Annotated in this window: 22 protein-coding genes; 9 read left to right on the forward strand and 13 right to left on the reverse strand. The window is 73.5% G+C overall.

All coding sequences use genetic code 11. The annotated features are described in order from the left end of the window. Positions 1-19: 19 nt before the first annotated feature. The gene (locus LE548_RS01575; RefSeq protein WP_225094740.1) at positions 20-850 is read right to left on the reverse strand and encodes a M55 family metallopeptidase; all 831 of its coding nucleotides are present in this window, start codon (positions 848-850) and stop codon (positions 20-22) included. Positions 851-898: 48 nt separating this feature from the next. Further along, positions 899-1,909 (reverse strand): alpha/beta hydrolase, encoded by a 1,011-nt coding sequence (locus tag LE548_RS01580; protein WP_225094741.1) that lies wholly within the window; start codon positions 1,907-1,909, stop codon positions 899-901. A gap of 124 nt (positions 1,910-2,033) precedes the next feature. On the opposite strand from LE548_RS01580, the gene LE548_RS01585 reads away from it, so the two are divergent. After that, on the forward strand, positions 2,034-2,951 hold the full coding sequence (locus tag LE548_RS01585; RefSeq protein WP_225094742.1) for a hypothetical protein: 918 nt from the start codon (positions 2,034-2,036) through the stop codon (positions 2,949-2,951). A 50-nt stretch (positions 2,952-3,001) separates the two neighbouring features. Here the strand turns inward: LE548_RS01585 and LE548_RS01590 are convergent, their stop codons facing one another. The 5 genes from LE548_RS01590 to LE548_RS01610 form a co-directional block, all read right to left on the reverse strand. Further along, the gene (locus tag LE548_RS01590) at positions 3,002-3,517 is read right to left on the reverse strand and encodes a hypothetical protein (protein ID WP_225094743.1); all 516 of its coding nucleotides are present in this window, start codon (positions 3,515-3,517) and stop codon (positions 3,002-3,004) included. A 130-nt stretch (positions 3,518-3,647) separates the two neighbouring features. Next, positions 3,648-7,268 (reverse strand): hydantoinase B/oxoprolinase family protein, encoded by a 3,621-nt coding sequence (locus LE548_RS01595; protein ID WP_225094744.1) that lies wholly within the window; start codon positions 7,266-7,268, stop codon positions 3,648-3,650. Positions 7,269-7,353: 85 nt separating this feature from the next. After that, complete coding sequence (locus LE548_RS01600) at positions 7,354-8,211, reverse strand: biotin-dependent carboxyltransferase family protein (protein ID WP_225094745.1); 858 nt, start codon at positions 8,209-8,211, stop codon at positions 7,354-7,356. Then, positions 8,208-8,864: an allophanate hydrolase subunit 1 gene (locus tag LE548_RS01605; protein WP_225094746.1), complete on the reverse strand. Its 657-nt coding sequence runs from the start codon at positions 8,862-8,864 to the stop codon at positions 8,208-8,210. The genes LE548_RS01600 and LE548_RS01605 overlap by 4 nt, the downstream gene beginning before the upstream one ends. Next, a complete protein-coding gene (locus LE548_RS01610) occupies positions 8,861-9,613 on the reverse strand; it encodes a LamB/YcsF family protein (protein ID WP_225094960.1) in 753 nt (250 codons plus the stop codon). The genes LE548_RS01605 and LE548_RS01610 overlap by 4 nt, the downstream gene beginning before the upstream one ends. Positions 9,614-9,790: 177 nt before the next feature. Between LE548_RS01610 and LE548_RS01615 the strand changes: the two genes are divergently transcribed. From LE548_RS01615 to pcp, 3 genes are read left to right on the forward strand one after another with little or no spacing between them, the layout of a single operon-like run. Beyond that, positions 9,791-10,510, forward strand: a complete 720-nt coding sequence (locus tag LE548_RS01615) for a DUF969 domain-containing protein (protein WP_225094747.1) — start codon at positions 9,791-9,793, stop codon at positions 10,508-10,510. Continuing rightward, positions 10,507-11,481, forward strand: coding sequence for a DUF979 domain-containing protein (locus LE548_RS01620; protein ID WP_225094748.1), 975 nt, complete (start codon positions 10,507-10,509; stop codon positions 11,479-11,481). Before LE548_RS01615 ends, LE548_RS01620 begins: the two co-directional genes overlap by 4 nt. Positions 11,482-11,521: 40 nt before the next feature. After that, positions 11,522-12,172 carry a pyroglutamyl-peptidase I gene (gene pcp, locus LE548_RS01625; protein WP_225094749.1) on the forward strand — a complete coding sequence of 217 codons (651 nt, stop codon included), beginning with the start codon at positions 11,522-11,524 and terminating at the stop codon, positions 12,170-12,172. 28 nt (positions 12,173-12,200) lie between these two features. Here pcp and LE548_RS01630 read toward each other — a convergent pair whose 3' ends face one another. From LE548_RS01630 to LE548_RS01645, 4 genes are all read right to left on the reverse strand, one after another. Then, on the reverse strand, positions 12,201-12,821 hold the full coding sequence (locus LE548_RS01630) for a phosphatase PAP2 family protein (protein ID WP_225094750.1): 621 nt from the start codon (positions 12,819-12,821) through the stop codon (positions 12,201-12,203). Between the two features lie 156 nt (positions 12,822-12,977). Further along, on the reverse strand, positions 12,978-14,228 hold the full coding sequence (locus LE548_RS01635) for an MFS transporter (RefSeq protein ID WP_225094751.1): 1,251 nt from the start codon (positions 14,226-14,228) through the stop codon (positions 12,978-12,980). Beyond that, positions 14,228-14,983 (reverse strand): GntR family transcriptional regulator, encoded by a 756-nt coding sequence (locus LE548_RS01640; RefSeq protein WP_225094752.1) that lies wholly within the window; start codon positions 14,981-14,983, stop codon positions 14,228-14,230. Before LE548_RS01640 ends, LE548_RS01635 begins: the two co-directional genes overlap by 1 nt. 592 nt (positions 14,984-15,575) lie before the next feature. Next, positions 15,576-16,769, reverse strand: coding sequence for an acyl-CoA dehydrogenase family protein (locus tag LE548_RS01645; protein ID WP_225094753.1), 1,194 nt, complete (start codon positions 16,767-16,769; stop codon positions 15,576-15,578). Between the two features lie 243 nt (positions 16,770-17,012). Here LE548_RS01645 and LE548_RS01650 point away from each other — a divergent pair, with 243 nt between their 5' ends. From LE548_RS01650 to LE548_RS01660, 3 genes are all read left to right on the forward strand, one after another. Continuing rightward, on the forward strand, positions 17,013-18,404 hold the full coding sequence (locus LE548_RS01650) for an MBL fold metallo-hydrolase (protein WP_225094961.1): 1,392 nt from the start codon (positions 17,013-17,015) through the stop codon (positions 18,402-18,404). A 160-nt stretch (positions 18,405-18,564) separates the two neighbouring features. After that, complete coding sequence (locus LE548_RS46380) at positions 18,565-18,825, forward strand: rhodanese-like domain-containing protein (RefSeq protein ID WP_374116000.1); 261 nt, start codon at positions 18,565-18,567, stop codon at positions 18,823-18,825. Beyond that, positions 18,822-19,580 carry a sulfite exporter TauE/SafE family protein gene (locus LE548_RS01660; RefSeq protein WP_225094754.1) on the forward strand — a complete coding sequence of 253 codons (759 nt, stop codon included), beginning with the start codon at positions 18,822-18,824 and terminating at the stop codon, positions 19,578-19,580. Before LE548_RS46380 ends, LE548_RS01660 begins: the two co-directional genes overlap by 4 nt. A gap of 140 nt (positions 19,581-19,720) precedes the next feature. Here the strand turns inward: LE548_RS01660 and LE548_RS01665 are convergent, their stop codons facing one another. After that, a complete protein-coding gene (locus tag LE548_RS01665; RefSeq protein WP_225094755.1) occupies positions 19,721-20,008 on the reverse strand; it encodes a metal-sensitive transcriptional regulator in 288 nt (95 codons plus the stop codon). A gap of 84 nt (positions 20,009-20,092) precedes the next feature. On the opposite strand from LE548_RS01665, the gene LE548_RS01670 reads away from it, so the two are divergent. Continuing rightward, positions 20,093-20,683 carry a rhodanese-like domain-containing protein gene (locus LE548_RS01670; protein ID WP_225094756.1) on the forward strand — a complete coding sequence of 197 codons (591 nt, stop codon included), beginning with the start codon at positions 20,093-20,095 and terminating at the stop codon, positions 20,681-20,683. A gap of 215 nt (positions 20,684-20,898) precedes the next feature. Beyond that, positions 20,899-22,185 carry an FAD-dependent oxidoreductase gene (locus tag LE548_RS01675; RefSeq protein ID WP_225094757.1) on the forward strand — a complete coding sequence of 429 codons (1,287 nt, stop codon included), beginning with the start codon at positions 20,899-20,901 and terminating at the stop codon, positions 22,183-22,185. A 25-nt stretch (positions 22,186-22,210) separates the two neighbouring features. On the opposite strand, the gene LE548_RS01680 is transcribed toward LE548_RS01675, so the two are convergent. After that, positions 22,211-23,197 (reverse strand): M56 family metallopeptidase, encoded by a 987-nt coding sequence (locus LE548_RS01680; protein ID WP_225094758.1) that lies wholly within the window; start codon positions 23,195-23,197, stop codon positions 22,211-22,213. Positions 23,198-23,199 lie beyond the last annotated feature (2 nt).

Here is a 23,199-nt window from a genome sequence, read left to right on the forward strand (position 1 = left end):
TTTCGGCCGAGGCGGCGGTTCAGCAGTACGGCGGCTGGTCGGTGAGGGAAGCGGCCACGCGCATCCATACGACGAACTGGCGGTAGAGATCCGGGAGCGGGCCCCGCGCCTGGACGGTCCGGCTGTCCGTCGAGGTGACTCCGGGGATTCCCGGCAGGGTCGAGGCCACGGAGGCCGATTGCCAGCGGACGGTGAGCGTGGCCGGGCCGGCGGGGGCGGCCGGGGCCGGCAGAGGTGCGGAGAGGGCCGCCGTGACCGCCTCCTGGATGGCCGCATATACCTCCCCGGCCGGGCGCAGTTCGGCCGCGAAGCGGCCCCGGGCGTACTTCACGGGCACGGTGGTGACCGCCGGGTCCCACGCGGTCATCTCCGCGCAGGCGCTGTCGTCGCCGGTGAGGACCACGGTCGGCACACCCATGGTCGCCGCGGTGGCGTGGGCGAGCCCGATCTCGCCCACCGGCCGGCCGTCCAGCCAGATGTCCTCGATCTCGTGGCCCATGAAGCTGTGGCTCAGCACCCCGAGCGCGCCGGCCCGGGAGTGGTAGCCGACACAGACCATGGCGTCGTGCTCGGGCGTGAGACCTTCGAGCATGCTCATGTGCTTGGGCTTGCCGCGGACGAGGCGGACCGCCGGGTCCAGGTCTTCCGGAAGGATGTTACGCATGGGGCCGTGGGCGTCGTTGACGAGGATGTCGGTGGCGCCGGCCGCCACGGCGCCCCGGACGGCCGCGTTGACGTCCTGCGCCATCAGCCGCCGGCCGCGCTCGTAGTCCCGGCCGCCGGGCTGGACGTCGTCGGCGTCCACGAGCCCGGTGATGCCCTCCATGTCCACGCTGATGTAGATCCGCACCGTGTGCACTCCTCAGACTTGATCACCTGGGAGACATCCGCCGCCGGGTCATCGGTTCCCGGATCGCGCCAGGATCCGGCGGAGCCAGCGGGTGCGGGCGTCGCGGGCGTCACGGCTGAGGGCGGCTTCGGGCGCGAAGGTGTCGAAGCCGTGGCACGCCCCGGGCCACACGTGCAGTTCGGCCTGGCCGCCCGCCTGCCAGAGGGCGTCGGCATAGGCCACGTCCTCGTCCCGGAACGTCTCGGCCGCGCCGACCTCGATATAGGCCGGAGGCAGCCGTGACAGGTCCGTGGCGCGGGCGGGGGCGGCGTACGGCGGCAGGTCGGCGGCGCCGTACCGGTCGCCCAACAGAGCTTGCCACGCGGTCGCGTTGGAGGTGCGGTCCCAGACGTCGACGCCGGCCATCTGGTGGCTGGAACGGGTGTCGTTGCGGTCGTCGAGCATGGGGCAGATGAGCAGTTGCCCGATCGGGGCCGGGCCGCCGCGGTCCCGGGCGAGCAGGGCTAGGGCGGCGGCGAGTCCGCCGCCCGCGCTCTTTCCGCCGACGATGACACGGCCGGCGTCGATGCCCAGTGCGGTCGCGTGCTCGGCCGCCCAGACGAACCCGGCGTAACAGTCCTCCAGCGGACCGGGGTAGCGCGTCCGCGGCGCCAGCCGGTACTCGACCGAGATGACGGCCAGTTCCAGCGGGAGGGCCCAGTCGCGGAGCAGCTTCGGCAGGACGGACCAGGCGTTGCCCATGATCATGCCGCCGCCGTGCATGTAGTACAGCAGCGGCAGCGGCCCGGCGACCCCCGCGGGCCGAGCGCTGACGAGCGTGACGTCCGGCGCGCCCGGTGCGCCCGGCACCCGCAGTTCCTCCACCTCGAAGCGGCCGTCGGCCCGGAGGTCCCGCGCCGTCGGCCTGGGCCGGGCCGTGGCGTCGCGCGCCTGCCGGGCCGCGAGGTTCTCGGGGGTGAAGGGCTCCCTCGCCGCCGGCCCCAGCGCCGCCAGGGCCTCGCTCAGTTCGGGGTCGAGCGGCGGTGCTTCCCGGGTCGTCGAGGGCGAAGTGAAGTCCATACGGCGTAGTCAATCACCGTCACGGAACGGTGTTACGCCCCTGTGACGCGGAGCGGACCGTTCCGAAGACGGAAGCCGGTCATGCTCGGTCCCACCGAACCACGCTCCTGGGGGACTGCCAGTCATGACCACGCGCACCCGCACCCGCACCACCACCACCGCCGCCATCGCCGTGGCCGCGGCCGTCACCGGCACGGCCCTGCTGGGCGCCTCCGGCGCCGCCTCGGCCGCCGCCGGCACCTCGCACGGCACCCTGACCATCAGCAACGGCACCAAGTACGTGCTGATCGGCGGGCACCGGGTGAACTTCGGGGTGCCCGTCCGGGACCTGGCCTGGTCCCCGGACGGCACCAAGGCCGCCTTCGTCGACGGCTCCGGAAACCTGGACATCGCGGACCCGGACGGCAGCCACCGCGTCGTCGTCGCCAAGAACCCCGGCAACCAGAACTGGTCCCACCCGACCTGGCAGGTGACCGCGAAGGACACCCAGAACGGCATCCCCGCCAAGGACAACCTCATCTTCGCGGCCCGGGACAAGGGCGTGTCGCGCCTGAAGTTCATCTCCGCCAAGGCCGTCCACGGCACGCCGAAGACGCTGTCCCTGTTCGGCGACCCGGGTCCGGGCGGGGCGCTCCCGCAGACCGGCAATGTGTGGCCCGACGCGGCCGGGCACTACGGCACTTCGGTGTACGCCAATGTCGACACCGGCGCGGTCTACATCCGTGACGACTACCTGCGTCAGCAGGGCGGCAAGCTCACCAAGGGCTCCCAGCCCGCGCTGTCCCCGAACGAGGAGGAGGTCGTCTTCGTGCGCTCGGTCGCCGGTCACGACCACGTCCTCGTCGAGGACTTCATGCACCACGACCGGCTCACGGACCTCACGCCGCACGCGACCACCGACTACACCGAGCCGGCCTGGTCCCCCGACGGCAAGACCCTCGCGGTGCGCACGCCGTCCGGCACGGTGACCCTGCCGGCGAACGGCACCGGCCGGCCGACGAAGGTCACCTCGGCCGTGGGTCTGGCGGCGTACCGCCCCTGACCCAGGGGCCGATCATGCGGGCCGGGTGGGTCCGGGCGGCGGGGTGCGGGTCACTTCGCCGTCCGGGCCAGCTCGGCCCGCAGTGCGTCCAGGTGCGTGTCGGCGGTGTCGTGCGGCAGGAACTCCACGACATCGAGGAACCGGAACAGCACCTGGCTGCTCGTGACGGCGTACTCGTACTCCGCGAAGCCCACCACCGCGCCCAGCGCGCCGCGGACGGCGCCGCGCACCACATGAGCGGTCATCTCGTCCGGCTCGGCCGCCGACATGCCGCGCCGGGCGTTGGGCCGGGCCAGATACGGGCAGACCATCGAGGCGTAGAGCATGCAGGCCCGGTGTCCCGGTCCTTCGAGGGTCGGCGCGAGGTTGCGGTAGGGCCGGCCGGCGGCCCGTGCCTCCGCGATCGCCGCGCTCTCCGCGGCCCCCACCACGCGCCACACCGGGCCCTGCGGCATGGCCCGGTTGCACACCGAACACAGCCGCTTGCGCGCGCATTCGGCGCTGCGGTCGTAGTCGGTCAGGGCGAACTGCGGCTCGTCGTTCTCCCACGGAGTGATCGCCGGCACGGGATATCCACGAACGTCCCGGGGACGCGCCTCGATGCCCGCGGGCATGGGAACCTTCTCGAATCGCACAGGACATGCCTATCAGGCCAGGCCCCCCGGCACCACCACGAGGCAGACACCGCCCGGCACGTCAGCGAGTGTCCTGGGCGCCGTCCACGGAGCCGTACCCGCCTCCGCCGGGTGTGCGGATCACCAGCACGTCGCCCTCGGCGACGTCCGCGGTGTCGCAGCCGCGCAGCCGCCGGCTGCGGCCGTCGGCGTGTTCGATCAGGTTCTCGCCGAGGGCGCCGGCCTCGCCGCCCGCCATGCCGTAGGGCGGGACGCGGCGGTGGCCGGAGACGACCGCGACCGACATCGGCTCGGTGAAGCGGATCCGGCGCTCCACTCCGCATCCGCCGTGCCAGCGGCCCGCGCCGCCGCTGCCCTCGCGGATGCGGAACTCCTCCACCCGCACCGGATAGCGCCACTCCAGGATCTCGGGGTCGGTCAGGCGCGAGTTGGTCATGTGGGTCTGTACGGCGTCCGCCCCGTCGAAGCCCTCGCCCGCGCCGGCACCGGAGGCGACGGTCTCGTAGTACTGGACGCGGTCGTTGCCGAAGGAGACGTTGTTCATCGTGCCGGAACCCTCGGCCTGCGCGCCCAGGACGGCGTACAGGGCACCGGTGACGGCCTGGGAGGTCTCCACGTTTCCGGCGACGGTGGCGGCCGGGAAGGCGGGCGACAGCATGGAGCCGGCGGGGATGCGCACGTCGAGGGGTTTCAGGCAGCCGCTGTTGAGCGGGATGTCGTCGGCGACGAGGGTGCGGAAGACGTACAGCACAGCCGCCATGACGACGGAGGAGGGCGCGTTCAGGTTGCCGGGCTGCTGGGGTGAGGTGCCGGTGAAGTCCAGTACGGCGCCACGCCGTTCGCGGTCGACGCGCAGGGCGACCTGGATGACGGCGCCGTTGTCGGTCTCGTAGCGGTGTTCGCCGTCGTGGAGGGTGGCGATGATGCGGCGCACGCACTCCTCGGCGTTGTCCTGGACGTGGCGCATGTAGGCGTGGACGACGTCGAGGCCGAACTGGTCGATGACGCGGCCCAGTTCGTGGATGCCCTTCTCGTTGGCGGCGATCTGGGCGCGCAGGTCGGCGAGGTTGGTGTCCGGGTCACGTGAGGGGTGGCGGGCGGTGGTCAGCAGCTCCCGGGTCTCGGCCTCGCGGAAGTGTCCGTCGCGCATCAGCAGCCAGTTGTCGAAGAGCACGCCCTCCTCGTCGATGGTCGTGCTGAACGCGGGCATGGATCCGGGGCTGATGCCGCCGATCTCGGCGTGGTGGCCGCGCGAGGCGACGAGGAAGAGCAGCCGCTCGCCCGCCTCGTCGAAGACCGGGGTGACGACGGTGATGTCGGGCAGGTGGGTGCCGCCGTGGTAGGGGTCGTTGATGGCGTAGACGTCGCCGGGGCGGAGCGAGTCCTCGTTGCGGCGCAGGACCTCCTTGATGGACTCGCCCATCGAGCCCAGATGGACGGGGATGTGGGGCGCGTTGGCGATGAGGTTGCCGTCCGGGTCGAACAGGGCGCAGGAGAAGTCGAGGCGTTCCTTGATGTTCACCGAGTGGGCGGTGCTCTCCAGCCGCACACCCATCTGCTCGGCGACGGACATGAAGAGGTTGTTGAAGACTTCCAGCAGCACCGGGTCGACGGTGGTGCCGACCGCCGTACGGGCCGGGCGGGGCCGGGAGCGGGTGAGGACGAGGTCGCCGTGCTCGTCGGCCGCGGCGCGCCAGCCGGGGTCGACGACCGTGGTCGCATCCGCCTCGGCAATGATCGCCGGGCCCTCCGCCGTGTCCCCCGGGCGGATGTCCTCGCGCCGGTAGAGCGGAGTGGGCAGCCGGCGGCCCTCCGTGAACATCCGTGCCGTGGCGGCTCGTTGCAGCGGGCCGGTCCGCGCCGGCAGCACCGGCGTGGTCTCGGTGCGCGGGCCGGAGGAACCGATGGCTTCGACCGAGATGGCCTCGACGACCAGCGGCTTGTCCATGGTGAAGCCGTAGCGGTCGCGGTGCTCGCGTGCGAAGTCGGCCCGCATGCCCTCGGCCGGGCCCAGCGGCACGGGCAGCGAGAAGTCGGTGCCCTCGTAGCGCAGCAGCGCGCGGGCACTCGTACGGATGCCGTCCTCCGGCACGCCGTCCTCGCGCAGCTGGGTGCGCGCCCGCTGCGCCAGCTCCGCGTGGACGGCTTCGAGGCGGGCGGCCGTCTCCGGCCGGTCGAGGGGGGCCTCGACGGAGCGTTCGCGCAGCGCGACCGCGTCCGCCCTCCCGATGCCGTACGCGGACAGGACCCCGGCGAGCGGCGGGATCAGGACGGTGTCGATGCCGAGCCGGTCGGCGACCGCGCAGGCGTGCTGGCCGCCTGCGCCGCCGAAGGCGACCAGCGCGTAGCGGGTGATGTCGCGGCCGCGCTGGACGGAGATCTTCTTCACCGCGTTCGCGATGTTGAGCACGGCGATGTCGAGGAAGCCCGCCGCGACCTCCTCCGGGCTGCGGCGCTGCCCGGTCGCGGCGGCGGTCCGCTCGGCGAGTTCGGTGAAGCGGTCACGGACCGTGGCCTCGTCCAGCGGCTGATCACCGTTCTTGCCGAACACGCGGGGGAAGAAGCCGGGTTGGACGCGGCCCAGCATGACGTTGGCGTCGGTGACGGTCAGCGGTCCGCCGCGCCGGTAGCTGACCGGGCCGGGGTCGGCGCCGGCCGAGTCCGGCCCGACCCGGTAGCGCATGCCGTCGAAGTGCAGGACCGAGCCGCCGCCCGCGGCGACGGTGTGGATGTCGGTCATCGGTGACCGCATCCGCACCCCGGCCACCTGAGTGCCCAGGACCCGTTCGATCTCGCCCGCGTAGTGCGAGACGTCGGTCGACGTGCCGCCCATGTCGAATCCGATCGCCCTGGTACGGGCCGCGCCGGTGGCGGCCCGCGCCATGCCCACGACGCCGCCCGCCGGGCCGGACAGCACGGCGTCCTTCCCTCTGAAGTGACCCGCCTCGCGCAGGCCGCCCCCGGACTGCATGAACATCAGCCGCACACCGTCCAGTTCAGCGGCCACCTGGTCCACATAGCGGCGCAGGATGGGGGAGAGATAGGCGTCCACCACCGTCGTGTCGCCCCGCGGCACCAGCTTGATCAGCGGGCTCACCTCGTGCGAGCAGCTGACCTGCGCATAGCCGATCGCACGGGCCGCCTCGGCGACGGCGGTCTCGTGGTCCGGGTGACGGTAGCCGTGCAGGAAGACGACCGCGGCGCTGCGGAACCCGTCCGCGTACGCCTCCCCCAGCGCCTCGCGTGCGGCGTCCAGGTCGAGCGGGCGGATGAGTTCGCCGTGCGCGCCCACCCGTTCCGGTACCTCGATCACCCGGTCGTACAGCGGCTCCGGGATCAGGATGCGGCGGTCGAAGATGTGCGGGCGGTTCTGGTAGGCGATGCGCAGGGCGTCCCTGAAGCCCCGGGTGACGACCAGGACGGTCGGCTCGCCGGTGTGCGTCAGCAGCGCGTTGGTGGCGACGGTGGTGCCCATCTTCACCACCTCGATCCGGTCGGCCGGGATCGGCTCGTCCGCCTCCAGCCCCAGCACCAGCCGGATCCCCGCGACCGCGGCGTCCCGGTACGCCTCGGGCCGCTCCGACAGCAGCTTGCGGGTGATCACCGCGGAATCCGGCGTCACCGCCACCACGTCGGTGAAGGTGCCGCCGCGGTCGATCCAGAACTGCCAGCGACCGGTCATGCACCCATTGTGCGCCCTCGGCAGGTGACCGGAGGGCCGGTGAGCCGCGGCTGCGGACCCAGGGGCCTGCCGCGCGGGCGGTGTGTCAGCCCAGGGTGAAGCGGACCGGGGTCCCCGCCGCGGCCTGGGCCGCCGCCGCCAGGGCCGGCTCCGTGACCACGCCGATCACCGGGTACCCCCCGGTGGTCGGGTGGTCGTGCAGGAACACCACCGGGCGGCCGTCGGGCGGCACCTGTACGGCGCCGAGCACCATGCCCTCGCTGGGCAGTTCGCCCGTCGACGCGCGTGCCAGCGGCGGGCCCTCGGTCCGCAGGCCGATGCGGTTGCTGTGCTGCGACACGTGGTACGTCGCCGAGGTGAGGGTGCGCAGTGCCCCGAGGGTGAACCAGTCGGCGCGGGGTCCGAGCCGCAGCGGCAGGGTCAGCCGGGCGGGCGGCGCGGGCCAGGGGGCGAGGTCGGCGGGCGCCGGCTGCGGGGCGGGCGTGCCGAGCGGGAGGACGTCTCCGGCGCGCAGCGGGTCGGGGCCGAGTCCCGAGAGCAGGTCCGCCGAGCGGCTGCCGAGGACGGGCTCGACGGCGACACCGCCGGCGACGGCCACGTAGGAGCGCACGCCCGCGGTGACGGCGCCCACGTCCAGGACGGCGCCCGCGGGCACCCGTACGGGCAGGCCCCAGGCGGCCGGCCGTTCGTCCACCGTCACCGGGCAGGGCGCGCCGCCGACCACGACGGTCACGGTGCGGTCGGGACGCAGGGCACAGCCGGTCAGGGTCGTCTCCAGGACGGCGGCGTCCGGGGCGTTGCCGAGCAGCCGGTTGGCCAGGGTCATCGCCGGGGCGTCGAGGGCGCCGGAGCGGGGGACGCCCAGGTGGGCGTGGCCGCGCCGGCCGGCGTCCTGGACGGTGGTGAGGGCTCCGGGGCGTACGACGGTGAGTCCGGCGGTCATGGCGCACCGCTCTCGGCGCTCTCGGCGACGAACCGCACGCGCGTGCCCGGGGTGAGCAGCGCCGGTTCGTCGCGGCTGAGGTCCCACAGCGGGGCCGGGTCCGGCATCGTGCCGATCAGCTGCCAGCCGCCTGGCGTGGCACGCGGGTACACGGCGCTGTACGGACCGGCGAGCGCTACGGCACCGGCCGGCACCCGGGTGCGTGGTGTGTCGCGGCGCGGCAGGTGCAACTCGGTGGGCAGACCGGTGAGGTAGCCGAAGCCGGGGGCGAAGCCGCAGAAGGCGACGCGGTAGGTGTACGCGGAGTGCCGCACGGCGACCTCCTCGACGGCGACGCCCCACAGCGCGGCCACGTGGGGCAGGTCCGGTCCGTCGTAGCGCACGGGGATCTCCACGGCTCCGCTGTCGTCGGCGGCACGGGACGGCACGTCCCAGTCGGCGATCCGGCGCGCCAGCTGTTCGGGGTGTGTGACACCGTCCAGCAGCACCGTCCGTGCCCCCGGGACGATCTCCCCGAGCGGCGGCAGGGTTCCCGCCGCGCGCCGCCGCAACAGCTCGGTGTGGAAGGCCGCGGCCTGCTCGGCGTCCGGCAGTTCGACGAGCAGTGCGCGCCGCCCGGCGAGGCGCACCCGCACGGACCGGCTCCGTGTCATGCGAACGCCCCGACCTCGACCCCGGCCGCCTCCAGGGCCGCGCGTACCCGCGCCGCGATCCGGGCGGCGCCCGGGGTGTCGCCGTGCACGCACAGGGAGCGGGCGGTCACCCCGACGGTCGTACCGTCCACGGCCTCGACCGCGCCGTCCACCGCGAATGCCAGCGCACGCCGGACCACCATCTCCTCGTCGGTCACCACGGCGTTCGTCTCGCGCCGTGGCACGAGCGTGCCCTCGGAGGTGTACGCGCGGTCCGCGAACGCCTCGGGTACGCCGGTCAGGCCGGCCTCCTCGGCCGCGGCGAGCAGGCGGGAGCCCGGCAGGCCGAGCACCGACAGCGCCCCGCCCGCCAGTCGTACGCCCGCCACCACGGCCGCGGCCTGCTCGGCGTCGTGCACGGTGCGGTTGTAGAGCGCGCCGTGCGGCTTGACGTAGGCCACCTCGGCCCCGGCGGCCTGCGCGAAGACCCGCAGGGCGCCGATCTGGTAGGCCGTCTCGGCCGCCAGTTCGTCGGGCGGTACGTCCATGGCGCGGCGGCCGAAGCCGGCCAGGTCGCGGTAGGACACCTGGGCGCCGATCCGTACGCCGCGTTCGGCGGCGAGGTCACAGACGCGGCGCATCACGACAGGGTCGCCCGCGTGAAAGCTGCAGGCGACGTTGGCGCTGGTCACGACGGAGAGCAGAGCGTCGTCGTCGGTGAGGGTCCAGCGGCCGAAGCCTTCACCGAGGTCCGCGTTGAGGTCGATCACCACGCGGAGAACGTAGTCGATTGTTGAACGATCCGACAAGACCTCGATTTTTCTGAACCGCCCTCTTGTTCGATCGTTGAACGATCCCCTACGGTCCCTGCATCCCCGCGGATCCGAAAGGCCCCGGATCCGCGCCGCCCGGGCGCCCAGCCCCGTCTGCGGGAAGAAGGCCACCGCATGATCGTTCTCCTCGGCGTGGTCGTGGTGATCCTCGGCTTCGTCACGCGCCGCAATCCCGTCCTCGTGATCGGTGTCGCCGGTGTCTTCACCGGACTGATCGGCGGGATGAACCCGCTGGAGGTCCTCGCGGCCTTCGGCCGGTCCTTCGCCGACAGCCGCTCGGTCACCGTCTTCGCCGTCGCGCTGCCGGTGATCGGCCTGCTGGAACGCTACGGCCTGCGCGAACAGGCCCGCCGGCTCATCGGCCGGCTCGGCGCCCTGAGCGCCGGCCGGTTCCTCACCGTCTACCTGCTGATCCGTCAGATCACCGCGGCCCTCGGCCTCACCGGCATCGCCGGTCCCGCGCAGACCGTACGGCCGCTCGTCGCCCCCATGGCCGAGGCCGCCGCCGAACGCTCGACAGGCACCGCGCTGCCCGACCGCCTGCGCGAGAAGGTGCGCTCCTACGCCGCCTCGGCCGACACCGTGGGCCTCTTCTTCGGCGAGGACTGCTTCATCGCCATCGGCTCGATCCTGCTGATCACCGGCTTCGTGAACTCGACGTACCACCAGGATCTCGAACCGACCCAGCTGGCCCTGTGGGCGATCCCGCTCGCCGCCTGTGCCTTCGTCATCCACGGTGCCCGACTGCTGCTCCTGGACCGGCAGTTGCAGCGAGAGACGGCCCTCGCCCACGCCGAGCACGATCTGCCGCTGCCGAAGGGAACCGACAAGTGATCAAGGTCGAATGGCTCTACTGGACGGTGGGCCTCGTCCTCGTCGTCATGGCCGTACAGATGGCGGCCGACCGCACCAACCCCAGGCGCTGGACCTCCGCCGCCTTCTGGGGCCTGCTCGGGCTCGCCTTCCCCTATGGCACCGGGGTCGCCGACGCCACCGCGCACAACGGTGGCTGGACCCTGCCGGCCGAACCGCTCGGCGTCGCCGTGCTCGCCCTGATCGTGCTCGCCGGATTCAACTTCCTCGGCAAGGGCGAACCCGTCACCAGCACCGCGGAGGAACGCGAGGCCGCCGCGACCCGGCTCGGCAGCAGGATCTTCGTCCCCGCACTGACCATCCCGCTCGTCGCCCTCGTGTGCGCCTCCCTGCTCGACACGTCCGGCCTGTTCGAGAAGGGCAAGGCCACGCTCCTCGGGCTCGGCATCGGCTGTCTCGTCGCCCTCGTCGTCGGCATGCTGGTCACGGGCGAGCGCAAGCTGTCCGTGCCGCTGCACTCCGGCCGCTCCATGCTGGAGGCGATGGGCTCCGCCCTGCTGCTGCCCCAGCTCCTCGCCGTGCTCGGCTCGATCTTCGCGCTGGCCGGGGTCGGTACCCAGGTCGGCAGGATCGTGCACGACGTCCTGCCCGACCACTCCAAGTACCTTGCCGTGATGGCGTACTGCGTCGGAATGTTCCTGTTCACCGTGATCATGGGCAACGCGTTCGCCGCCTTCCCGGTGATGACCGCGGCGATCGGCTGGCCCGTCCTCGTCCAGCAGATGCACGGCAATGAAGCCGCTGTCCTCGCGCTCGGCATGCTGGCCGGTTTCTCGGGGACGCTGTGCACGCCGATGGCCGCCAACTACAACATCGTCCCGGCCACGCTGCTCGAACTGAAGGACCAGTACGGCCCCATCAAGGCCCAGATCCCGACGGCGCTGCCGCTGCTGGCCTGCTCCACCGCGATCATGGCGCTGTTCGCGTTCTGACCGGTACCGGCCGCCCCTCTGCCCGCAGGAAGGAAGCGCCATGACCCGCGTGCTCATCACCGGCTTCGCCCCCTTCGGCGGCGAGAGCGTGAACCCGTCCTGGCAGGCTGCCTCCCTCGTGGCCGCCGAGCCGCCCACCGGACTGACCGTCACCGCCGCCGAACTGCCGTGTGTCTTCGGCGAGTCCGTCGACGCGCTGCGCGACGCCGTCCGCGTGTCGGCCCCCGACCTGGTCCTGTGCCTGGGCCAGGCCGGCGGCCGCCCCGGCGTGACGGTCGAACGCGTCGCCGTCAATCTCGACGACGCGCGGATCCCCGACAACAAGGGCCGTCAGCCGATCGACGAACCCGTGGTCCCGGGCGGCCCCGCCGCGTACTTCTCGTCCCTCCCCGTGAAGGCCTGCGTCGCCGCGGTGCGCGCGGCCGGAGTCCAGGCCGCCGTCTCGCTCACGGCCGGTACGTTCGTGTGCAACCACGTCGCGTACGGCCTGGGCCACCTCATCGCCACCGAACTCCCGTACGTCCGGGGCGGTTTCGTGCACGTCCCCTGGGCCCCGGAGCAGGTCACCGACGCCACCGCCCCGGCGCTGGAGTCCACCACGGTCGCCCGCGGTCTGCGCGCCCTGCTGCGTACGGCGGCCGCCACCCCCGCGGGCCAGGACCTGAAGGTCACCGAGGGGGCCATCCACTGACCGGCCGGACGGGGCGGCGCAGCGGACGCTACGACGTGAGCAGCGGGCGCAGCGCGCCGTCCCGCAGCCGGTCCACCAAGGGCGGGGCGAAGCGGCGGGCCGCGAGGACCGTGGCGAGGGCGACGACACTGCCGACCAGGGCGCCCACCGCGACGTCGTGCGGGTAGTGCGCGCCGACGTAGACGCGCGACGCCCCCATCACGACGGCCGCGAGCAGGGCGACGGAGCCCAGCCACCGGCTCACCAGGAGGAGCGACACCGCGAAGGCGAAGGCGACGGTGGTGTGGTTGCTGGGGAAGGCGTAGTCGTCGGGGGCCGGGCACGCCTCGATGAGGAAGTCGTGGGGCAGCGCCCGGCAGGGCCGGGGCTCCTGGAAGACCATCTTGATCCCGCTGTTGACCACATAGGCGAGGACGACGGCGAACGGCGTGGCCAGCACGGCCGCCATCATCGAGCTCCCCTGCCCCCGGGCCCGCCACCAGGCGACCAGCAGAACGAGTGCGAAGATACCGGTGCCGTACGCGCTGTACGCGGCCGCGGCCCCGTTCAGCCAGTGCGTATGGCGGGCGAAGTCGGTGACGTCGGTGTACAGACCGCCGTCTATGGCCGCGCCGTCGAGTGCCTGAGCAGTCGGGGAAGAAGTCGTCATCGAGCGGATCTCCGGGCCGTGGTGCACGCGCGGCGCGTTCCGGGGAACGCACCGCGACACTGAGTGGACGTACAGATGACCGGCAGGCGTCCAGAAGTTGAACGTCTACAAGTGCGTAGACGTTATCAGGCGAAGATCGGTTCCCCCACCAGCGCGTCAGCCGACCGGGGCGAGGTCCGTACGCAGGAGCACCCGGCTCGCCCGGCGAAGGACGAGAGAGCTCAGTGTCATGCCGGCGGCACCGATCCACAGCGTCACCGCGGCTCCCCACACCGAGCCCGACACTCCGCCCAGCACTCCCCCCAGCGGAACGCCGCCCCAGGACACGAATCGCGCCGTCGCGCTCATCCGGCCCAGGAGCCGGTCCGGGGTGAGGGACTGCTGAAGGCTCGACTGGGACACCACCCGGACGACTCCGCCCAGGGAGAGAGCCGCGAGCCCGACCGCCGCCACGCACACGTTCCAGCCCGGCCGCGCCCAGGGCATCAGGGCGGTCGGCGGACACGTCACCAGGGGCGCGAGCCAGATGACCCGGCGCTGTCCGAGCCGCCGCGCGACTCCGGTCGCCAGCAGAGCACCGAGCAGCGCACCGCAGCCCATTCCCGAAAGGACGAGACCGATACCGAGGGAGCCGAGCCCGATGTCCCTGTCCAGGTAGACCAGCAGCATGGTCTGATACAGGACGAGGAAGAGATTGAACATCGCGTCCCCCGCTGTGATCGCGCGCAGCACGGGATGCTGAAGAACGAAATTCAGCCCTTCTTTCACTTCCCGTGACAGGTGACGTTTCCCGCCCGCCGACGGTTTCTCCTCACGGCTGCGGATACGGAGGGCGAGAAACCCCGACGCGGCCATTCCGACCGAACTCGCCAGCAGCGCCGCGGGAGCGCCGGCCCAGCCCACCAGCGGGCCCGCCACCGCCGGGCCGCCGATGCTCGTCACCGAGCGCACGGCGGAGAGTCTGGCGTTTCCCTCGATCAGGTGGTGCCGTCCCACCAGGTGGGGGACATAGCTGGCGTAGGCGACGTCGAAGAAGACGGTCAGCACTCCGTGCAACAGCGCAGCCGTGCAGAGCCACCCGATCGTCAGCAGATGCGCCCACCAGGCCGGCGGAATCGACAGCAGGAGCAGCGCGCGCACCAGATCGGCGCTGATCATCACAGGCCGTTTCCGCATCCGGTCCACCCACGCACCGGCCGGGAGTCCGATCAGGAGCGAGCCCGCGGTGGTCGCCGCGGTCAGCAGGCCGACCTGGAATTCACCGGCGTTCAGGACCGTGATCGCAACCAGGGGCAGGGCCAGGAAAACAATCCGATCGCCCAGCTGGCCGAGCGCGGTGGCGGCGAAAAGGAGACCGAAATCCGGATTGCGCAGGAGACCGAGCCGGGAGGAAGTCTCCTTCGACATCACCGTTCGACACCGAATTCGTAGACCACTGCCCGGCGGGCGTCCGGAATGACGATGTCGGCGGTTTCCACCGGGCGGCCGTCGGTGTCGTGGATGGTCCGCTCGATCTGCAGCACGAGGTCTCCGACGCCGATCCCCAGCAGGTTGGCCTGCGCCTGGGTGGCACGGGCCGGGCGGGGCAGTTCGACGACCGTGTCGACGACCACACCGATGGAGCGCATGCGCTCCATCACCCCCTTCCCTGCCAGCGGGCCCCGCTCGGGCAGCACGATCGGCGTGCCGTCCGTGATCGCCATCGGTTCCCAGGACTCGGACAGCTGCACGGGCTGCCCGTCGGCCAGGAACTCGTAGTGCGTGGTGACACAGGGCTCCCCGGGGCCGATGGCGAGCCGCTCGGCGATCGCCTCCGGCGCGCGGACCCGCACCTGGCTGTGCGCCTCCCAGGCATCCGCCCTGCCCCGCTCCCGCGTGCCGGCGAGGAACGGAGGACCGCCCCGGCGCTCCTGGTGCCGTGCGCGGACCAGCCGGAGGCGTTCGCGGGGCGTGCGGACGTAGGTGCCCGAACCGGCACGCCCTTCGAGGAAGCCGTCGCCGATCAGACGGTCCATGGCCCGCTGGACGACATTGCGCCCGACCCCGTACTCCTCGGCGAGCCGGGCCCGGGACGGCAGGCGTTCGCCGATGTCCCACTCCCCCGAGAGAACGCGGGCGCGCAGCACATCGGCCATCGCGAGATACGGCGCTTGTCGGGGCATGGGCGGCTCTCTCTCCGGTCGCTCCACTGGGCGACAGACAGTGATGTCAGGGGAGTTGAGAAGCTACCGCGCCACGCGAAAGCTACTGGAGCAGCAATACGCTGGGCCACGCGCCCAGGATCCCGGGGGTGGTGTGGGCGAGGGCGCCGTCCCAGGAGCGCAGCCGTCCGTGCCGTACGCAGGTGTCCTCACCAACTCGCCAGCCGCCCCGAGGCGCGTCGATCGCAGGCGAGCAGCGCACCGGCCCAGCCCGCCGGGCCGGTACGCGGGGTCGACGAGGCCGAGGGCCGGCAGGGCGACTGCGATGGCGAACACGCCGTCGCCGAACGCCCCGGGTGGTCCCGAACCGGGAGAAGTCACGGGATCGGTTGCGGGACACACCGGCTCCTGACCTGCTCGGCCGGCGCCGCGACGAGCACGGTGTCTCCGGTCTCCCGCCGGCCTCTTGCCTCGCCGTGCCCCGCGCTGTCCGGGCAGTGCACCGACCGCATCCGCATACCGACGTCCGGGACGAGCCCGGTGGCGGCGCAGGGCCGACCCGGTGGGCGGTGCGGTGGCAGGCGTCCTCCGCCGTCACGGCTCCGCCCGCACGTCAGCGCCCGCGCTCCGCACCCTCCACGCCGAGCACCCAGGCGCCGAACGCGGCCCCGGTGGTCTCGAAGTCGAAGATCACATGGGACGCGGCGGTGTTGATGTCCCGCCAGTAGCGCTGGACGGGGTCGGACTCGAAGTGGGCCGTGGTGCCGCCGGACTTGAAGATGCGGTCGACGGCCGACACCAGCAGTTCCACGGCCAGCGCGAGGTCCCGCGGCCCGCGGACCGCCGCCTCGCCCTCCCGGGCCGGTTCGTCGCCGTCGGCGACCCGGGCGGCGCGCTGCATGAGGAGTTCGGCGGCGTCCACCTCGCCGGCCGCGCGGGCCAGTTCGATCTGCACCGGCGGCTTCTCCCGCGCCGGGGCGCCCCGGCGGTCGACCCGGCGCATGGTCTGCTCGGCGCCGACGCGCAGCGCGCCCCGGGCGGCGCCCAGCAACGGGACGGCGAGCGGAAGGGCGTTCAGGGCGTCCACGGGGACGGTGTGGCAGCGGGCCTCGGAAGCGGGCGCCCGGCCCGCGTTGATGTCGAACCGCGACAGGGTCCGGTGCCCGGGCACGAAGACGTCGTCCAGAACCATGGTGTCGCTGCCGGTCCCGCGCATGCCCATCGTGAACCAGGTGTCCTTGACGGCGATGTCCGCCCGCGGCACCGCGAAGAACCGCACCTCGGGCCGTCCGTCGGGACCCACCTGACCGTCGGGCACGGCCGAGCAGGCGAACACCCAGTCCGCGAAGCGCACTCCGCTGATGTACTTCCACTCGCCGCTGAGCCGCCAGCCACCGGAGGCGGGCTCGGCCTTGCCGGCCGGCATCAGCGCGCCCGCCATCAACGCGTCCGGACCGTCGGCCCAGATCTCGGCCTGTCCCTCCAGGGGCAGGAAGGCGCCGTACCGGGCCGCGTACGCGGACAGCGAGGCGGCCCAGGCGGCCGAGGCGCAGCCCTGGCCGACCAGGGTGACCGCGGCGGTCATGTCCGCGAAGCGGCCCTCCGCGCCGCCGAAGGCCGCGGGGACGAAGTGCCGGCCGAATCCGGCCTCGCGCACGGCCTCGACCACCTCGGGCGCGAGCCGCCGGGTTGCCTCCGTCTCCGCGGCGCACCGGGCCGCGATCTCCGCCACGCGCGGCGCGCCGGCGACGACATCCGCCACGAGCGGACGCTCGGTCACGATCGTCGTTGTGCTGTCGCTGAGCATGCTGTTCGCCACCTCCACTGGGATGGCGGCAGTCTCCACGGCCGAGCCCACCAGGGGCCGCACCCGAGCCCTGGACCGGCCCGCCGATCACCCGAGTGGCTTCAGAACACACCGGGCGACTCCCGCTTCCCGCCCTGTCCAGCGCGGCGTCCACGGCTCCAAAAATACCCCCGGGGGTACCGTGCTACTGTCGGACGCATACCCCCCGGGGTAATTGATGCACGGGAAAGGAAGGAGCACGTGGTGTACTTCGTCGACACGATCGAGGTGCCGGGGCTCGGCAACCGCAGCTACCTGGCGGGCGGCGAGCGGACGGCGGTGGCGGTCGATCCGCCGCGTGACATCGACCGCGTGATCGCGGCGGCGGCACAGCGGGGCGTGCGCATATCCCACGTGGTGGAGACACACGTCCACAACGACTACGTCACGGGCGGCCTGGAGCTGGCCCGGACCACCGGCGCCGCCTACCTCGTCCCCGCCGGCGCCCGGGTCTCCTACGCACGCGTGCCGGTGCACGACGGCGACCGCCACGAGGTCGACGCCGCCGCGGGACTGGTCCTGCGCGCGCTGGCGACCCCCGGCCACACCCCGCACCACACCTCGTACGCGCTGGAGCAGGACGGATCGGCGGTCGCGGTGTTCACCGGCGGTTCGCTGCTGATCGGCACCGTCGGCCGTCCCGATCTGGTCGAGCCGCGCCTGACGGAGGACCTCGCGCGGGCCCAGCACGCCTCCGCACACCGGCTGGCCGCCGAGCTGCCGGACGAGACGGCGGTGCTGCCCACCCACGGCTTCGGCAGCTTCTGCGCGTCGGGCCAGGCGGGCGGCGGCGAGACCACGACGATCGGCAAGGAGAAGGCGGACAACGCTGCCCTCGTCCGTGACCTCGACACCTTCGTCGCCGGCCTGCTGGCCGCCCTGGACGACATCCCCGCGTACTACACGCACATGGGTCCGGCCAACGCCGCCGGTCCCGCTCCGGTCGACCTGACACCGCCCGCCGTCGCGGACGCCGACGAGATCGCCGCGCGGCTCGCCGCCGGGGAATGGGTGGTCGACCTGCGCCATCGTGTCGCCTTCGCCGCCGGGCATGTGGCGGGTTCGTTCAACTTCGAAGCCGGCGGGCAGCTCGCCACCTACCTGGCCTGGCTGATCCCCTGGGGCAAGCCGGTGACGCTGCTGGCCGAGTCGGCCGATCAGCTCGCCGCCGCCCAGCGTGAGCTGGTCCGGGTCGGGATCGAGCGTCCGGCCGCCGCGGCCACCGGGAATCCGGCGCACTGGGTGCCTGAGGGCACGGACCTGGCCTCCTTCCCCCGGGCCACATTCACCGATCTCGCCGAACGGCCCCGGGACGGCGTGGTCGTCCTGGACGTCCGCCGGGCTTCCGAGCGGTCGGCCGGTTTCATCGAGGGCTCGGTGCACATCCCCGTCCACAGCCTGCGCGATCGCCTCGGCGAGGTGCCCGCGGGGCAGGTGTGGGTGCACTGCGCGGGCGGCATGCGCGCCGCCGTCGCCGCATCCCTGCTGGACGCCGTGGGGCGCGACGTCGTGGCCGTCGACGACTCCTTCGACTCCGCCGTACGGGCCGGGCTCGTCGTCCGCTCCCGGGAAGCCGGACAGGAGCGAGCCGCATGACGCGTCACGTCGGAGGAGGCCGCGCCGGCCGTGGCGGGCCTCGGCGGGTGACCGCACCCGGGGCCGCCGCGCACACCGGCCACGGCCCGGTCACCGGCACCCGTCGGATCACCGGGGGAGGCGAGGCCGCCGTACTGCTGGACGTCCGGCAGGCCGACGAGTGGCCGGCCGGGCACGCGCCGCGCCGGGTGCCGTCCACCTGCCCCTGCAGGCGTCGGCCGCCGGTACCGGGCTGCCTCCGGCGGCGGGGGTGCGGCCGGTGCTCGTGATCTGCCGTTCCGGGCGCCGCCCACAGCAGGCCGTCGAGCTGCTGCGGGCCAGGGGCGTCGAGGCCGTCGCCGTGGTCGGCGGCATGCGGGCATGGGCCGACGCGGGGCTGCCGGTGGTGGGCCCGGCCGGCGCAAGCGGGATCGTCGCGTGAGCGCGGTCCTGCTCGCCCTGGCCGCCGGGGCCGTCATCGGTCTGACGCTCGGGGCGCTCGGAGGCGGTGGCAGTGTGCTGGCCGTCCCCGCCCTGATCTATCTGCTCGGCTTCACCCCGGTCGCGGCCACCACGGCCGCGCTGGTCATCGTCTCCGTCACCTCCGCGACCGCCCTGTCCGCGCACGCCCGCGACGGTCACGTGCGCTGGCGTACGGGGCTGCTGTTCGCGGCAGCGGGCATCGGTCCGGCCATGCTGGGCGGAGCGCTCGCCGCGCGCCTGCCGGCGGCCGCGCTGACGCTGGGCTTCGCCGTGGTCGCGGCGGTCGCCGCGCTGCGCATGCTCCGGCCGCGCTCGTCGGCACACGAGGCGGCGCGGGAGTCGGCACGGGTCCGGCCGGGCCGGGCGGCGGCGGCCGGTGCCGGGCTCGGCACGGTCACCGGCGTGCTCGGCGTGGGCGGCGGCTTCCTCGCCGTCCCGGCGCTGGTGGGCGTCCTCGGGATGCGGATGCGCGCGGCCGTGGGCACGAGCCTGCTCGTCATCACGGTCAACTCCTTGGCCGCGCTGGCGACCCGCACCGGCACGGCGAGCGGTCTGGACTGGGCCGTCATCGGGCCGTTCGCCGGTGCGGCCGTGCTCGGCGCCTGGGACGGCAGACGGCTGGCGGCGAAGCTCCCCGCGCGGACACTCCAGCGGGCCTTCGCAGTGGTCCTGCTCGGGGTGGCCGGCTTCATGCTGGCCGACGCGGTGCTGTGACGGCCGGCGTGCGGCCGGACGCATCACGCCTGCGGCACGACCGCCGAAGCCGGATGCCTCACATCGGCGACACGACAGACATACGGCCTGTCAGCCATACGACTGCCGAAGCCAAGGGCCCGAACCGCACCACGGACGCCTTACGCCAGCGACAGGAACAGCTTCTCCAGCCGGGCGCGCATCGCCTCGGGGTCCTCGCCGTTCTGGCGGCCGGACTCCATGTCGGTCATGCACTGCTGCAGGCCGGTGGCGATGATCGCGAACCCGGCCCGGTCGAGCGCCCGCGAGGCCGCGGCCAGCTGCGTGACGACGTCCTCGCAGTCCCGCCCCTCCTCGATCATCCGGATCACCCCGGAGATCTGCCCCTGCGCCCGCCGCAGCCGGTTGAGCACGGACTTCAGGGAGTCGCCCTCAAGTTCCAGTTCCACGATCAACTCCTCACCGAATACCCCTAGGGGTAACTCTACGTCCCCCAGCGGCACGACCACGAACAGCGAAGGACCACCTCAGCCATGCCCAACCCGCTCTCCCCCGTCGCGCTCGGCCCCGAGCAGGCCCGGACCCGCCTGACCGAACTCACCGTCATCGACGTGCGCACCCCCGGCGAGTACGCCTCCGGCCATCTGCCCGGGGCCCTCAACATCCCCGTGGACCAGCTCCGGCGCGCGCTGCCCGAGCTACGGCAGGCGGCCGGGCGCGGTGACGTCCTCATGGTGTGCGCGTCCGGCGCCCGGTCCGGCAACGCCTGCCGGTTCCTCGCCGAGCAGGGCATCCCCACGGCCACGCTCACCGGCGGCACCTCCGCCTGGGCCGGTGCCGGACACGCGCTGGACCGGCCCACGGCCTGCGACACGGCGAAGGCCGGCTGGTCCATGGAGCGGCAGGTCCGCTTCACGGCCGGGACACTGGTCCTGTTGGGCCTGCTGCTCGGTCTGCTCGTGCATCCGGCCTTCGGGATCCTCTCGGCGGGCATCGCCGGCGGCCTGGTCTTCTCGGCGCTGACCGACACCTGCGGCATGGCTGTGGTTCTCGCCAGGCTGCCGCACAACCGGCCGCGCTCGGCCGACCTCGCCGCCACGCTCGCCGCGCTGCGCGCCCGCTGAGTCGCGCCGCGCCCCGCCGTGACGTCTCCGGTGACGTGCAATACACCGCACACGGTTCGACCATGTTTCGGGCAACGTGCGGCGTTTTCACACACCGCTGACGGGCGACAGGTCACACTCGGTGGCGGAGGGGGGACGAGTGCGACGGCGGTCGCACCATCCCGACGTGGCGCGCCGCCCGGGGGAGGGCGGCGAGCGGACCAGCAGGGGGATGCATGACGCAGTCGCTTCCGGGTCAACGCCCCGCCCCCGAAGGGGCGTTCACCGGGCGCGCGGGGCTTCCGGTCGTCGTGGTGGGGGCGGGGCCGTACGGGCTGTCGGTGGCCGCGCATCTGCGGGCGGCCGGGGTGCCGGTGCGTGTCTTCGGGGAGGTGATGGGCAGTTGGCGGCACGCCATGGCCACCGGGATGTTCCTGAAGTCGACCCCGGCGGCCACCGATCTGTCCGCCCCGGAGCCGGGCGCCAGGCTCGCCGACTTCCGCCGGCTGTCGGGCGAGCCGGAGCTGACCGAGCTGACACCGATCCCGTGCGATGTGTTTGTGCGCTACGGGCAGTGGTTCCAGGAGCGGTACGTCGGTGACGTGGATCCCGCCCGAGTGGTGGCCCTCGACCGGGTCGGCGCCGGCCCGGGGTTCATGGTCCGGCTGGCGGACGGGCGGGAACTCACCGCCGGGACCGCCGTCGTGGCCACCGGACTGAACGGACTGGCACACATACCGGGCCAGTTGCGGCGGCTGGCACCCGACGGACCGGGGCCCGGGGCTCTTGTGTCGCACACCAGCCACCACACCGACCTCTCGCGCTACGCCGGACGGCGCGTCGCCGTGATCGGCGGCGGCCAGTCCGCGCTGGAGAGCGCCGCGCTGCTGCGCGAGTCCGGCGCCGAGGTGCGGGTGCTGGTCCGGGAGAGCCGGGTGCGGTGGGGTACGACACCGGTCCTGTCCCGCCCCTGGGCGCAGCGCCTCGCCCGGCCGGCGTCGCCCCTGGGCACCGGCTGGGTCCTGGCCGCGGTGTGCAAGGCCCCGTACGCCGTGCGCCGGTTGCCCGCGTCCGCGCGGCTGCTGCTCTTCCGGCGCGCCCTGGGCCCGTCGGGCGGCTGGTGGCTGCGGGACCGGGTCGAGGGCGTCGTACCGGTGCACACCTCGTGCCGGGTCACGCACGCCGAGGTGACACCTCGGGCTGCGGTGCGCCTGCGGCTCGCCGAGCCTGACGGTACGTCCGCGCTCACCGTCGACCATGTCCTCGCGGCCACCGGCTACCGGCTCGACCTGGACGCCCTGCCGTTCCTCTCACCGGAGGTCCGGCGGGCGCTGGTGTGCGTGCCGGGGTCGAGGGCCCCGGAGCTGACGGGCGCCTTCGAGTCCTCCGTTCCCGGGCTGTACTTCACCGGGTCGCTCGCCGCGCCGGTGTTCGGACCGATGATGCGGTTCGTCGCCGGGACGGAGTTCGCGGCCACCCGCGTCGCCGGGGACGCACTCCGCCGGATCCGGACCGCTCCCTGAGCGCGGCGGCCGCGCCGGCCGGGCGCTATGCGTGCCGCTCGCCCGGCCGGTGATGCCGGCAGCAGAAGTGGGCGTCCACGCCGAACTGCGCGGCCGCAGCGGCACACTGGGCCCGCTGTGCGTCGTCGACCATCTTGTCGCTGTCGGAGGCCGCGTTGGCCAGGCCGGCACAGCACAGGGTGAGCAGCAGGGCTCCGCCGGCGATGGGCAGGGTCCGGCGGGGCGGGGGCGGGGCGAGCAGAGCGCGGACCCGCTGGGGCACGGCACCCCCGGTGACGGCGAGCGCCGGGGGGCTCGACGCGTGCGCCGAGGCGGCGAGGGCGGCCCGGCCGACGGCGCGGGCCACGACCTTGCGGCTGCCGACGTGCGCGGCCGCCTCCTCGTCGGCCCAGCGCTCCAGGACGTAACCGCCCGCCTCGGCCAGGGGCCGCAGCAGCGGATTGACGGCGGCGGTGAGCCGCCACAGGGTCTGGAACAGATGGTGCCGGCCGCGCAGATGGGCGCGCTCGTGCGCGAGCAGGGCCTCGCGTTCCGCGTCGTCGAGGCAGCGCAGCATGCCCCGGGAGACGACGATACGGCCGGGCGCGCCGGGCAGGGCGAACGCCTGGGGCGCGTCGGCGTCGACCACGGCCAGTTCGCCGTCGCCGGGCACGCGCGCGCACTCGCGCCGGGCCCACAGCAGATGGCGCAGCTGCCGTACGGCGGCGAGCACCAGGGAGGCGAATCCCACGAGCAGGACGAGGGCGCCGGCGACCGCGACGGTGAGATGGACGGGGTCCTCGGCCCGCAGGACGGACACCGACCAGCGGCCCTCCGCGGCCACTTCGGGGATCTGGGCGACGCCGGTGAAGGCCAGCAATGCCAGCGAGCCCGTCCAGCCGACGGTCGTCACGAGCGCGGCGCAGGCGAGGGCCCAGGCGGCGGGGCGCGGGGCGAGCCGGCGGGCCGGGCGGGGCGCGAGGACGCTCAGCACGGCCGTCACGACGAGCGGGACATAGACACTGATCAGCACCG

Origin of the sequence: Streptomyces sp. CoH27 (assembly GCF_020181035.1) — a bacterium.
Lineage (GTDB): Bacteria > Actinomycetota > Actinomycetes > Streptomycetales > Streptomycetaceae > Streptomyces > Streptomyces camelliae.